We start from the raw sequence: 13,479 nt of genomic DNA, 5'->3' as shown, positions 1-13,479 counted from the left end.
GATGACAAACACAAATACGGCCAACCGTGAACGGGCCCTACAGATTATGAAACGTGAAGGCTTACAAGCCCTTGTGGCTACAACACCCGAAAATGTCTCGTACGTAATCGGTTCCCAATTACGAACCACGAATTGGACGATGCAAATATATGCTGTTTTACCGCAACAGCCGCTCGCCCGGACACGCCTTATTTTACCGACTAACCGACTGGGCGTGATTGCCCAAATGGGCTTGCCGGATGCGGAGCTGTACTTGTACAGTGATTTTTTTCTGGAAGGATCACCGGAAGGCAAAGCTTCGACCCCTGACATTGATCTGTTTTACGATCTTCTCGGTCGTGTGCAAACTTATGCGGGACCTATTGAAGCGTTACAGGCAGCCCTGCGTGATCTGGATATTTCCCAAGGCCCGTTGGGAGTGGATGAAATGCGTATTGCACCAGCACTTTATGCAAGCTTGATAGAAGAACTGCCAAATGGAGCGATCAAGCCTGCCTATGCGCTGTTCAGGGAAGTTCGGCAAGTGAAAACAGAGGAAGAAATCAGACGGCTACGCCGTGTAGCTGAGCTTAACGAGCGTATTGAGCTTGAAATGATCCGCAAAATCGCTGAAAATGTGCATGAAGAGGAACTGGCCGATCATTATCGTCTGGAGATGGTAAAAGCGGGTGCGGTTCCGGCAATGGTTGCTGTGGGAGCTGGTCCACGCAGTGCGCTGCCATTAATAGAACGTTACTTTCACCGTGTACAGCCTGGAGAGCAGGTACGGTTTGATCTATGCTGTCACCTGGACGGCTATTGGGCGGATACCGGGCGCACAACTGTGCTGGGAGAACCGACAGACTGGCAGAAACGTCATTTTTCAGCTATTTATAGCGGTTGGGAGCGAGCGCTGGAACGGGTACGACCCGGAGCCAAAGCATCGGATATTTTCCAGGCTGCAGTTCAAACCGTCCAAAAAGAAGGCATTCCGCACTATCGTCGTCAGCATGTGGGACATGCTATTGGTCTGGAGCTGTATGATGATATTGTCCTGGCTCCCGGAGATCACCGAACGCTGGAGGAAGGCATGGTATTTTGTATTGAGGTACCATATTATGAGTTGGGTGCAGGCGGTTTTCAAATCGAAGATACGGTAGTTGTAACCAAGGACGGGTATGAATTTTTAACTCATATGGAACGAAAACTATATCGGCAATAAAGAGGGATTCTTATGACATATATTCAAAAAGGGTCCCGTTCGTTTCGCAAAACGAGCTTGGCTATGTTCGCGGGAGGATTCAGCACATTTGCCTTGTTATATTGCATGCAGCCGCTGATGCCCGAGTTTTCAAAAGATTTTGGCATTTCCCCAGCCACCGCAAGTCTTTCACTATCCATGTCAACCATCGCCATGGCGGTAACGATGCTGTTCGTTGGTGTTTTATCGGATCAAAAAGGAAGGAAAATCATCATGTGCTGCTCCTTAGTCGGAGCATCTGTCGTGGGGTTGCTGTTAACGGTTAGTCCGGGTTTTCTAACGCTGCTTATTCTTCGATTGATCCAAGGGATGATTCTCGCGGGTCTTCCCGCCATCGCCATGACCTATCTTAGCGAAGAAATAGATCCTGCTCATCTGGGCTATGCCATGGGTTTGTATATCAGTGGGAATTCCATTGGCGGGATGGGCGGGCGAATTTTGACCAGCACCTTAACCGATTTGGTGAACTGGAGAACTGCTTTGGGAATTTTGGCCTTGCTTAGCATCGTATCTTCTGTATTGTTTTGGCAGTGGCTTCCGGCTTCGCGTAACTTCAAGCGTCGAAAGGTCCGCTTTTCAGATACCATTCGTACGCTTTTTGTTCCCTGTAAAGACCCGGCGCTACTGTGCCTGTATGGGCTGGGCTTTGTGTTTATGGGCAGCTTCGTTACGCTGTTTAACTACATTGGATATCGTCTTTCTGCGCCTCCTTATCTGCTCGGATCCGGCCTGATCGGCTGGATTTTTGTTGTGTATATTATGGGAACGGTCAGCTCCACCTGGATGGGGAGACAATCTGACAGATATGGCAGATATGCCGTTATGGGGGTTGCGATTGGAATTCTGCTGTTCGGTGCCTTGCTGACATTAACAGGCAGTCTGTGGGTGATGATTATCGGTATTGCGTTGTTTACGTTTGGTTTTTTCGGGGGACACTCGATTGCAAGCAGCTGGGTGGGTCTTCTGGCGGTTGAGCACAGGGCGCAGTCGTCTGCGCTCTATCTGTTTTTTTATTATGCCGGCTCCAGTATTAGCGGTACCTTGGGCGGTATATTTTATGCAAGTTTCGGATGGAACGGTGTTATTCTGATGATTACGGGATATATGACGGTTGCTTTGATTCTGAATGTTGTTTTAAAGCACCGGGGAGCATCCAGAAATACAACAGGTAAACAGCCCGATGCTACGCATACAATATAAAAATGAACAAAGGCTGCCTGTCGAAGGCAGCTTTTGTTTTATACCATTTTATAGAGAGAAGGGAAGAGATTGAATAGAGCTTATCATTATACCAAGAAAAGGGTCAACAGATTATGGATTAAATAAATCTATTGCTGTATTTAAAGGTTCTATGGAAGTCATTCTCTAAAATTTGTATTGTAAGAAGGGTCGGTAAAATATAGAATAACAGTTATGTGATAATGAGAATCACTATCATTTTTTTGATGTATATATATTTAAGGGGGATTTATATCGTGCAGCAAAATAACAGATCGAAATTGGGAATCACGATTTGTCTGGTTGTACTGTTGACGTTGCTGTTGGGCGCATGCGGGAACGCAGGTAACAACAATCAGACGAACAAAGAGACGGGTACTAATGATTCTTCCGGGCAATCGAAAACGGTTGCTACGCGTGAATATACAGATGCTACTGGCAATAAGATCCGTATTCCTGTCAATCCACAGCGAGTAGTCACGACGCAATATTTGGATGCTATGCTGGCTTTGGGTGTTAAGCCAGTGGGAGTTACTTCTTATTTGCTGGAAGGTGACTATTTAAAAGGAAAGATTGATGGGATTGCTGGTATTGGGAACCCGACCAATGTTGAAAAGGTGTTGGAGCTCCAACCGGATCTGATCATTGCAACAGAAGATACCACGCCAGAAGTGAAGGAGCAGTTGGAAAAGATTGCCCCAACCGTGGTCGTTTCTTTTGGAAACGGGGATGTATTCAAGCAATTGCGGGATGTTGCAGCCGTGCTGGGTAAGGATAAGGAAGCTGAGCAGTGGATCGCCAGCCTCAATAAAAAGGCCGAAGAAGGACGAAAGAAGCTGGCCGGGAAATTTAAGAAGGATGAAACAATAACGATTTATATGACCTATGGCAAGGATGTGCTGAGAGTGTATGGGGCGCGAAATGTAGGGCATGTCATTTACCGTTCACTGGAATTGAACCCGCCCGAGTACATACGTCAGAAGCTGGCCCAGGACCCGAAATTTAATTTTGTTTATGATTCTATTTCGATGGAAAAGCTGCCTGAACTGTCTGGAGACCGGATTATTATGCTCGTTTATGATGAAGCGACTAAAGACGGGATACTTAAGGAAATTGAGCAAAGTGCTCTGTGGAAAAACCTGCCGGCTGTCCAAAACCACAAAGTGTATTTCATCAAGGATGATCCATGGTTTACATATTCACCTCTTGCTATTGATAAATCACTGGATGAAGCCATTCAAATGTTTTCTGCCGATCCTAAATGATCGGTGCAATTGAAATAAGAAGGGAGAAATCATAACTATGCTTAGACGATTTTTTGAATATTACCGTCCTTATCGGACTTTATTTATCATTGATTTCTCTTGTGCCTTGCTGGCTGCGCTGCTGGAACTAGCTTTTCCCCTTGCGGTTAACCGGGTGGTCGATGATTTGCTGCCCAGCGGGAACTGGAAATGGATTTTATTTGCCTGTCTAGCTCTGCTTGGGATTTATGTCGTGAGTGCCGGACTGAATTACGTGGTTACCTATTGGGGGCACAAGTTGGGAATTAACATTGAGTCAGACATGCGCAAAAAGCTGTTTGATCGGGTACAAAAGCAATCCTTTCGTTTTTTTGACAATAACAAAACAGGGCATCTGGTCTCCCGTATGACCAACGATCTGATGGATATTGGAGAAATTGCCCATCACGGCCCCGAGGATTTGTTCATCGCGCTGATGACTCTGGGCGGGGCCTTCGGTATCATGCTCAGCATTAACTGGAAGCTGGCTGTGCTGACATTTATTATTGTTCCGCTGATGATTTACTTGTCTTTGTATTTTAGCCGTAAAATGAATGCTGCTTTCCATCGTATGTTTTCTGATATTGCGGATTACAACGCCCGGATTGAAAACAACGTTAGCGGTATCCGCGTTGTTCAAGCTTTCTCTAACGAAGCACATGAAATGGAGCGGTTTGCTGAGAATAACGGACGGTTTCGTAAAACAAAGCTGATTGCTTATCGCATTATGGCGTGGAATTCTTCGATTAGTTTTATTCTGATGAAGCTGGTCTCATTGTTTGTACTTGTATGTGGAACATGGTTTGTTATTGAGGGGCAGATGACCTATGGGGAATTTATCGCATTTGTAATGTTGTCCAATGTATTTCTCGCACCAATCAAACAAATTAACTCTGTTATTGAAACATATCCCAAAGGGATTGCCAGCTTCCGACGTTACCTGGATTTGTTGGAGAGCGAATCAGACGTAGAGGATCTGCCAGACGCCAAGACCGTTAACCATCTTAACGGAGATATTAAATTTGAAGGTGTAACGTTTGGCTATGAAAACAAAGATAAGGTACTACGCAAAGTGGACCTATCTATTCATGCAGGAGAAACCGTAGCACTTGTTGGTCCTTCAGGAGCAGGTAAAACGACACTTTGCAGCTTGCTGCCTCGCTTCTATGATGTCGAGGAAGGCAGCATTACGATTGATGGCATGGATATCCGTGAAATGAAGCTGGATTCGCTGCGATCTATGATTGGTATCGTACAGCAGGATGTATTCCTCTTTGATGGAACGATTCGTGAAAATATTGCTTACGGCAAGCTTGATGCTTCAGAAGATGAAATTTGGGATGCTGCCCGGCGGGCTCAGATTGAAGATCTGGTTCGCTCATATCCGGAAGGGCTGGATACGATGATTGGCGAACGAGGCGTGAAGCTGTCCGGCGGTCAAAAGCAACGCTTGTCTATTGCCCGGATGTTTCTCAAAAATCCGCCAATTCTCATTTTGGATGAAGCGACATCGGCATTGGACACGGAGACAGAGGCCGCGATTCAGCAGGCACTGACGGAGCTGTCGCAAGGCCGCACAACACTCGTGATTGCCCATCGTTTGGCAACGATTAAAAATGCCGACCGTATTATCGTAGTCGCAGATCAGGGTATCGCCGAGCAAGGCAGACATGAAGAATTGCTGAGCGCAAAGGGGGCATATAGCCGTCTGCACCAAGCTCAGTATGGTACGTAATTAAATTTTTGAAAGCAAAAGTGAGAGGAATGAATTTATTGAAGAAGCAAATTTGGAGTTTGGCAATACTGCTTATACTCGTTGTAGCTCTGAGCGCATGTGCAGGCAACACGAACCCGTCTGCTGAAAAGCAGGATCAAACTTCTGGCGGTCAGAAGCCAGCGGCAACCAAAACAGTCAAAACCATTCATGGAGAGATTACGATTCCTGTTCAGCCCAAACGGATCGTGGTAGATTTGTATCAAAATGATTTATTGGCCCTTGGGATCAAACCTGTGGGAAGTGTAAAGTATTATCTGGATAATCCGTTCTCGAAGGAGCTTGTACAAGGTGTTGCAAGTATTGGAGACCGCGGTAGCGTGTCCATTGAAAAAGTCCTGGCTCTGGAGCCGGATTTGATCCTTATTGGTTCCAAAGATCCAGGCGAGTATGAGAAATACAGCAAAATTGCTCCGACCATCGTCATTCCTTATGGAACATACAAAAATGTGCATGAGGAGCTGACAGCTTTTGGTGAGCTTCTTGGAAAAGAACAGGAGGCCAAAACATGGCTTGCCCAGTATGATCAGCGGATACAGGCGGCGCGTGACAAGTTGAAGGGAATCATCCAGCCTGGGGATACATTTACCGTTATGGAGGCCACTGCCAAGGAATACTATGTATATGGTGACAATTTTGGCAGAGGAGGCCAAGCGGTCTATAGAGGTCTGGGACTGACCCCGCCGCCGCTTGTTCAAAAAGAACTCATGGGTGAAACTCAATGGAAGTCCGTTTCGAGAGAGGTGATTGACAAGTATGCAGGCTCTTATATTTTTCTGACAGTTAGTAAGGAAAACACCGGATATACGGGAGACAGCATATGGAAGTCACTGAGTGCCGTTCGAAAGGACAAAGTTTTTGAGCTTCAGGAGGACCGATATTGGTATTTTGATCCCATTGCTATTGTGGGACAAGCTGAAGAGCTTGCAGATCTTCTTGTGCAGCGGAATAAAGAGAACGCTCCACAGAAGTAGCAGCTCAGACGTTGCTGGAAGCCCTTTGGTATGTATACCGAAGGGCTTTCATTATTCCCAAATAACAGAGCTATACGAGATTGTCGAAATTAGCTATTGAAGCGATTGACGCATTAATTTACAATAATAAAGATTGCGTGATAATAATTCTCATTATCATATCTTCGTCAGCGCAGGTTTATGGAGAACCTACATACTATTCAACAGTTAGGGTGAACAATAGTCATGAAATTATCAGAATCATCGGATAATCCTGCTCGGAGTAGTCATAACCAGCCGCCAGCCCAATTCCACTCGCGGCCATGGGCGGCTTCACTTATTTTAACAGCAGGGGTAGTCCTTTTAGCGTTTGGTATCGCTTTATCCTTATCCTTTGGTGCAGCCTCGATTAGGCTGTTTGAGGTATGGAACGCAGTCTTTCATTTTAATCCTGCAATTCAAAACCATCAAATTATTTGGGAAATCCGATTGCCTCGAATTTTGGGCGGTGTACTAATCGGAGTCTGCTTTGCTGTTGCAGGGGCAATTATGCAGGGCATGACCCGCAATCCACTTGCTGACTCGGGCTTGCTTGGCCTGAATTCAGGAGCGAGTTTGGCGATGGCGATTTGCTTTGCTCTTTTTCCCGGCGCTTCCTTTTTACAGTTGATGCTGTACTCCTTTGTTGGTGCGGCCTTGGCTGTTGTGATGGTATATGGTACAAGCTCCTTATCCAAGGCCGGTATTACACCAGTGCGGCTTGTATTGGCGGGTGCGGCTGTGACAGCATTATTGTCTGCCTTGGGTGACGCGATCAGCTTGTATTTTAATGTTGGACAGGATCTGGCCTTCTGGTATGCAGGGGGACTGAGTGGAACGAAATGGGTTCAGCTGGGTATTGTCTTGCCTTGGGTAGTAGCTGCCTTTATCGGTGCTCTCATGCTGTCCCGCTCTATTACGCTGCTCAGCTTGGGCGATGAAATCGCACTGAGTCTGGGTCAGCGTACAGGCTTGGTTAAGGTAGCGGGAATGCTTCTTGTTCTAATTCTCGCAGGTGCGGCGGTATCGTTAGTAGGCTCCATAGGCTTCGTGGGGCTGATCATTCCTCATATCACCCGTAAGCTGGTTGGCGTCGATTATCGCTGGATTATTCCGTGTTCGGCCATTATGGGAGCTTTGCTCATCGTGTTTGCCGATCTGGCGGCCCGTATGATTAATGCACCTGAGGAAACACCAGTAGGTGTGCTTATTGCCCTCATTGGTGTGCCGTTCTTCCTTTATCTGGCACGTAAAGAAAGGAGAGCGCTGTAAGATGAACAATGTGATGAGTGGAGCTATTGCCAAAGCAAGTCACCGCAAAAAAATACATGACTGGATCGTTGTGGTCATGTTGATCATTTTGCTCATTGCCGCATTTACGTTAAGTGCGAATACGGGAACGATTCGACTGTCGCCAATGGAACTTTTTAAAACCTTATTGGGACAAGGGACTCCACAACAGGAATTAATCCTGTTTGAATTCCGATTGCCGCGAATGATTATTTCCATTCTGATTGGTTCAGGCTTGGCTGTATCTGGCTGCATTATGCAGGGTGTTTCGCGCAACGGTCTGGCGGACCCTGGTATCCTGGGGATTAATGCGGGAGCCGGGCTAATGGTGATGCTGTTTGTATTGCTTTTTCCATCCATGCAAACTACGAATTCATTATTCTTACTGCCCGGACTTGCGCTGATAGGATCGGGAGCGGCTGCCATTCTAATCTATGCGCTTTCTTACAAAAAGGGCGAAGGGATTTCACCGACAAGGCTATTGCTGAGTGGAATTGGTGTAGCGGCAGGTATCAGTGCTGCAATGATCATTATGACGCTAAAGCTGACACCTGAAAGCTACACGTTTGTGGCAAATTGGCTGGCTGGAAGCATATGGGGGTCAAACTGGAAATTCGTCATGGCTCTGTTGCCCTGGCTTATCGTATTACTTCCTTTCGTATACTATAAGGCGAATGTAATGAATGTACTTAACCTAGGAGATCAGACAGCATCCGGGTTAGGTACCCCTATCGAAAGGGAGCGTATTCTTCTCCTGGCTGCTGCAGTGGGCCTGGCTAGTTCCAGTGTGTCGGTTAGCGGTGGTATCGGTTTTGTTGGTTTGGTCGCTCCGCATTTGGCGAGAAAGCTAGTTGGCCCGAAGCATAAAATGCTGCTGGTAACCAGTGCTTTAGTCGGAGCACTTTTGGTGCTCGTAGCCGATACGATCACTCGATCCTTACCTTTGCAGAAAGAAATTCCTACAGGTTTGATTGTGGCCATTATTGGTGCACCATACTTCCTGTATTTGCTGAGCCGCTCCAAGGGATAACACGATAAATAACCTTCAACACCGCTAAGGAAGTGGGCTGAAGGTTATTTTTCATTTGCGTTTTAGCAGTCGTGCATCTCAACGGGAAGTATTCAAAGCATGAGAGGTCTGATGCAGTTCTCTGATCATTTTGTGCAACGTGTAATTTTCCTGACGTGTCACGCCGTGTTGATTTTCCTGAACCAGCAACTGATGGATATTACGTTTAAGAATTTCACTTCGACGTTCCAGCATTTCGGTACTCATAAATAAATGAACACTCCCTTTGTCATGAATAAACCTATATCTTTTGAAATGAGCATAGGCAGTAAATAAGCTTGGCTTTCGACTTCTTTAAGTATATCGTGCTGGATGATCAAGGGAAAATGGAGCAAGACAGCAAAATGCTTTTTCTCATCACCCTTGTCGTGGCAACGGCTACTCACCCCATGGATTCTTAGATATGCTGCCTAATGCTGGTGATAACAGGGGATTAGACGTAATTAGCCTATTCGAATATCAGACCAGTGAGCCACATACCAATGGGTGGATAAGCCGACAAAATACGAATATGTCCGATGAGAAATCAGCCATTACCCATGTAAACCGACATAAAGTAAAATTTCTAGGATTCGAATACAAAGTTGTCAAAGGGAATTCAAAAAAGGGATTTATCCATGAACTTCAATGTATTATTGGAACCTACGGAGCGAAAAATTTAAAATAGATCGTTGACTTGGAGTTAACTCCAAGTTCTACAATAAGTATCTCCAATATAAATAAACGTACTGATGTAAATTACTTGAAAATAGTTAAAAAATAAATATAAAGGAGAGATTGCATGAACATTGCAGAAGTATGCAGACTAAAGAATATCTCAGCAGACACCCTAAGATATTATGAGCGTGTAGGGTTAATCCCTCCTGTCCCTCGGACAAGTGGTGGAAAAAGAGACTAGAAAGAAACTGATTTAAAATGGATTGAGTTCATCATATGTATGAGAGCAGCTGGGATGCCAGTAGAAAGCCTCATTGAATATAATCGTTTATTTTTTGAAGGGAGTCACACGGTATCAGCGCGCAAAGAGTTACTCATTGAAGAAAGTGAAAACCTGAAAAAGAAGCTCGAGGAAATCCAATATTCTTTAAGAAAATTGGAAGCAAAGATAAGGAACTACGATAAGTGGCTTAATGAAAATACGAGGGAAGACGATCCGGATAACCTAGATGAATGCTAATTCACATCTTAAAACAAATAAGGGGCAGACACTTGACTTGGAGTTTACTCCAAATAGTAAGGTAAGTCTATCAAATTGAAAGAAGGTAGATTGATTATGAAACATTCTAAAGTTGTAGTCATTACAGGTGCTTCTAGCGGAATTGGAGAAGCTACAGCCAAACTATACAGGGATTAATGAAATCTTAGTACGTCCAACATCACAATCTCTATAACTATATATAACCAAGGTTCGTTACATAGCTTTAGAGTGTGTGATGAACCATTTTTCATAAGGAGGATTATCATGCGACCATACAGAGTGATCTGCCATATGGAAACGTCATTAGACGGAAAAATCAACGGCAACTACTTAGAAATTCCAAACGCTGATTACTTTACAAAACAGTACGAAGCTCTTCATCAAACCTTTAATTCAAAAGCATGGATATGTGGACGAGTTACCTTTGAACAACATATTACCTATGGCAAACAGATTGATTTGTCCCAATATCCAAATAGATTGGTTTCTCGTAAAGACTTTGTGGCTAACACTATTGCTTCAGCCTATGCCATAGCGATTGATCCATCCGGTAAATTAGGGTGGGAACAAGGAATTATAAGTGAAGATTATGAAGAACGCCATGGACAACACATCATCACCGTATTGAGCGAAAATGTTAGTAATCAATATTTAGAACATCTTCAAGCTATTGGCGTGTCATATATCTTCGCAGGAAAAAGCAATCAACTAGACTTAAGATTAGCCTTAAATAAAATCAGTCAAATTTATGAAATTGATCAATTTATGCTTGAAGGCGGCGGCTATCTTAACGGCTCTTTCTTAAGCGCTGGGCTAGTTGATGAATTAAGTTTAATTCTAGCTCCAATGGTTGAGGGCTGCTCATCAAATGCCTTGTCTCTTTTTGAATATGGAGACAACAGAAATCAACCGGTTGTGGAATTCACTTTAGATAAAATTGAACCTCTTGATAATAGTGGATTATGGTTACGATACAAGGTGAAGCACTGAGAAAAACTTGAGTTAATATTGAAAATAAAGAAAAATTCAAAGGAGACAATGAACTTGAATAATAAATACACAGCCATTACAGGAGCTAGTTCAGGGATTGGTTATTCAGTAGCAAAGAAGTTCGCAAGTGAAGGAAAGAATTTGATATTGAAACCTGGTTTAACAATGCAGGTTTTGGCTCTCATTCACTGATTAAACAACAAGATTTAAAGCAGGCTCAAGGCCTCCTTCATGTAAATGTAGAAGCATTAATGATATTCTCCACTCTATTTGTTCAAGACCATTATGATAATGAAGGAGCGCAACTGATTAATGTTTCCTCAGTTGCTGGATATCAAATGATGCCAAGTTACGTGCTAAAGTACTAGCACCAGCAGCAACACGCACTGAATTCGGTATGATTGCTAATAATGAGAATACATTTAACTTCACTTTCCAACTTTCAAGCCAAAAATTTGATTATTCAGGAGCGACTCGACATATTCCGAACACCTAAGAACTAAACAAAGAACGCTATCTAGTATCTTTTAGATAGTGTTCTATTTCTTTTCTACGACATTCTGACCAACTTCTTATACTTTATTGCTTATCCCCTTTATTTAGTAATAATCCAAGTTTATCAAAAAGCAACCTCTAAGCAACACGATAAATTAATTGACGAGTTTGAGAATTATATACCTGCCTGCTGGCGGACGGAACCATGAGCAAAGAACCGTATTGTTGCACAGCCCCCTTTAGGGGTAGCAAAAGAGGCAAAGGCACAGTAGCTTGAACGAAGTGAAAGCCAGCACCTTTAGACGATAGCCGGTGACAAAGGCTTATAGCCGTAGAGCAAACCACCCGTTAGACGGATGGTACTGATTTGATGTGACAAAAAAATGGAGAGCTTTCACAGCCACCCGTCTCTATGCGTCGGAACAGCATGGCAGGAAAATCCGGCTAGTGTAAACTGCGAAGTGGGCTACGAATACATAATGGCAATGGTAGAAAGAAGCATTTTTTCAATTTTCATATTAAAAAATACTTTTGCATATAGACGGAGAAAAGCTTGGATTTTTTTGAGAAAATTATCGTATAATTTCATTCTCGACACGCCGCGGCCTCGAAGGCATTGCTGCGTGATCCTCAAATATGGAAGGAAGATTATATTGACTACCAAATTAGAAAAAAACGAAACAAAAATCGCGATCATCGGACTAGGCATCCAAGGAACTGCGATCGCCGGCATGTTCCTCGATCTGGGATATAAAGTCATCGGTGCAGTAGATCCCGGCGAAAAGCTTGGTCGACCGCTGAACGACTATGTGCGACATGCGTCAGCTCCTGACACGAAGATTTTCGGTACAATCTCCGAACTGATCACAAATGTTGGCGCGCCGGACGTCTCCGTGATCTCTGCGTCCGTATCGGCGGAGGTCGTCGTCGATCTCGCGGTCGAACTCATGAAGGCCAAGTCTCAGATCCTGACTTTGAATGGATATTTATTCGAACCCTCTGGTGAGCTTTTCGAACGGCTCGATCGAGTTGCGAAGGAGGAAGGTGTTTCTGTCCTAGCTACGGGTATTCAAGATATGGTGTATGTCTATCTCCCAGCGGTTCTAATGGCTGCAAATCATAACCTCTCATTGTTTAAGATCGAAGATTTCGCTGATACAGCCGAGTTTTCATTTGACTCTGGACTGCAGGATGCAGGCATGGCTCTAGATGCAACTGAGTTCGAAAAATGGCGTAAAGAGCAGCTCGCTGGTTCGCCAATTCAAGGTGCACCTCTGAGAGAGGTTGCACGTCGCATGGGCCTGACGCCAGGTAAAATGAACTTCGACATTCAACCCATTTTCGCTAAAGAGCGTCTTGAATGGCCTGGTGCCAGCATGGTTCTTGAACCCGGAATGGTCATTGGCTCAACTGCTGTGATGTCATTCGATACAGAAGAAGGCGTTAGGTTCGAAGGGCTGCTGACGTTTAAGATCGCAGAAGGAAACGAGACATCTGGTCACGTCTATGTAGCGGAGGGTGCACATACTATCCGGGTCGCGATCACCGAAATAGACCAGCATGTCACCACAGATACGGCCGTTGTACGGCGTGTCCCTGACGTTCTGGCAGCAGCTCCCGGTTTCATCAGGCTCGCCATGTTAGAGCCAGGCCGCTACATTCATCCAGCTGTGTAGCCCGTCTTGAAATAGTTATAACTTGCTTCAAAATTATATAGATGGCTAGGTGAAGATATTAAATTTTTTACCACTGACCTGAACCCATTCAGGTGGTGGTTTTTTGTTTGGTTTAATTCAAGCAGAATAAGGAGGGATCGGTTAACGATGTAACTTATTGTTCTTTGACAGCTAGACAAGGCTATAGGGCTTTATTTATACTAAAAAAGTACCCAAAATAACTGCGTATAATATAAATTATACGCAGTTTAGGT

Annotated in this window: 12 protein-coding genes and 1 pseudogene; 12 read left to right on the top strand and 1 reads right to left on the bottom strand. The window is 44.4% G+C overall.

Annotated features, from left to right (window positions below; translation table 11 throughout):
- The first annotated feature begins 1 nt into the window (after position 1).
- The 7 genes from BAZ21_RS20325 to BAZ21_RS20295 all read left to right on the top strand — a co-directional run bounded on the left by BAZ21_RS20325 (position 2) and on the right by BAZ21_RS20295 (position 8,827).
- The gene (locus BAZ21_RS20325; protein ID WP_068504566.1) at positions 2-1,201 is read left to right on the top strand and encodes a M24 family metallopeptidase; all 1,200 of its coding nucleotides are present in this window, start codon (positions 2-4) and stop codon (positions 1,199-1,201) included.
- A 12-nt stretch (positions 1,202-1,213) separates the two neighbouring features.
- Positions 1,214-2,440, top strand: coding sequence for an MFS transporter (locus BAZ21_RS20320; protein ID WP_068504564.1), 1,227 nt, complete (start codon positions 1,214-1,216; stop codon positions 2,438-2,440).
- A 275-nt stretch (positions 2,441-2,715) separates the two neighbouring features.
- The gene (locus BAZ21_RS20315; RefSeq protein WP_068504562.1) at positions 2,716-3,723 is read left to right on the top strand and encodes an ABC transporter substrate-binding protein; all 1,008 of its coding nucleotides are present in this window, start codon (positions 2,716-2,718) and stop codon (positions 3,721-3,723) included.
- Positions 3,724-3,760: 37 nt separating this feature from the next.
- Positions 3,761-5,476, top strand: a complete 1,716-nt coding sequence (locus BAZ21_RS20310) for an ABC transporter ATP-binding protein (RefSeq protein WP_068504560.1) — start codon at positions 3,761-3,763, stop codon at positions 5,474-5,476.
- Between the two features lie 29 nt (positions 5,477-5,505).
- The gene (locus BAZ21_RS20305) at positions 5,506-6,489 is read left to right on the top strand and encodes an iron-hydroxamate ABC transporter substrate-binding protein (protein WP_068504558.1); all 984 of its coding nucleotides are present in this window, start codon (positions 5,506-5,508) and stop codon (positions 6,487-6,489) included.
- A gap of 225 nt (positions 6,490-6,714) precedes the next feature.
- The gene (locus tag BAZ21_RS20300; RefSeq protein WP_068504557.1) at positions 6,715-7,779 is read left to right on the top strand and encodes a FecCD family ABC transporter permease; all 1,065 of its coding nucleotides are present in this window, start codon (positions 6,715-6,717) and stop codon (positions 7,777-7,779) included.
- Between the two features lies 1 nt (position 7,780).
- A complete protein-coding gene (locus BAZ21_RS20295; RefSeq protein WP_068504555.1) occupies positions 7,781-8,827 on the top strand; it encodes a FecCD family ABC transporter permease in 1,047 nt (348 codons plus the stop codon).
- A 78-nt stretch (positions 8,828-8,905) separates the two neighbouring features.
- Here BAZ21_RS20295 and BAZ21_RS29100 read toward each other — a convergent pair whose 3' ends face one another.
- Positions 8,906-9,073: a hypothetical protein gene (locus tag BAZ21_RS29100; protein WP_007432475.1), complete on the bottom strand. Its 168-nt coding sequence runs from the start codon at positions 9,071-9,073 to the stop codon at positions 8,906-8,908.
- Positions 9,074-9,647: 574 nt separating this feature from the next.
- Between BAZ21_RS29100 and BAZ21_RS30295 the strand changes: the two genes are divergently transcribed.
- The 5 genes and pseudogenes from BAZ21_RS30295 to BAZ21_RS20275 all read left to right on the top strand — a co-directional run bounded on the left by BAZ21_RS30295 (position 9,648) and on the right by BAZ21_RS20275 (position 13,225).
- Complete coding sequence (locus BAZ21_RS30295; RefSeq protein WP_256022139.1) at positions 9,648-9,764, top strand: MerR family DNA-binding transcriptional regulator; 117 nt, start codon at positions 9,648-9,650, stop codon at positions 9,762-9,764.
- 39 nt (positions 9,765-9,803) lie between these two features.
- Positions 9,804-10,043, top strand: coding sequence for a hypothetical protein (locus BAZ21_RS30290; protein ID WP_256022136.1), 240 nt, complete (start codon positions 9,804-9,806; stop codon positions 10,041-10,043).
- A gap of 312 nt (positions 10,044-10,355) precedes the next feature.
- Positions 10,356-11,054 carry a RibD family protein gene (locus BAZ21_RS20280; protein WP_176718184.1) on the top strand — a complete coding sequence of 233 codons (699 nt, stop codon included), beginning with the start codon at positions 10,356-10,358 and terminating at the stop codon, positions 11,052-11,054.
- Between the two features lie 48 nt (positions 11,055-11,102).
- A pseudogene (locus tag BAZ21_RS28115) lies at positions 11,103-11,484 on the top strand (SDR family NAD(P)-dependent oxidoreductase); the annotation flags it as partial.
- Between the two features lie 718 nt (positions 11,485-12,202).
- Positions 12,203-13,225 carry a hypothetical protein gene (locus BAZ21_RS20275; protein WP_068504552.1) on the top strand — a complete coding sequence of 341 codons (1,023 nt, stop codon included), beginning with the start codon at positions 12,203-12,205 and terminating at the stop codon, positions 13,223-13,225.
- The last annotated feature ends 254 nt before the right edge of the window (positions 13,226-13,479 follow it).

It is taken from the genome of Paenibacillus kribbensis (genome assembly GCF_001705305.1).
In the GTDB taxonomy this organism is placed as follows: Bacteria; Bacillota; Bacilli; order Paenibacillales; family Paenibacillaceae; genus Paenibacillus; species Paenibacillus kribbensis_B.
This window is presented reverse-complemented; position numbering and strand designations above follow the sequence as displayed.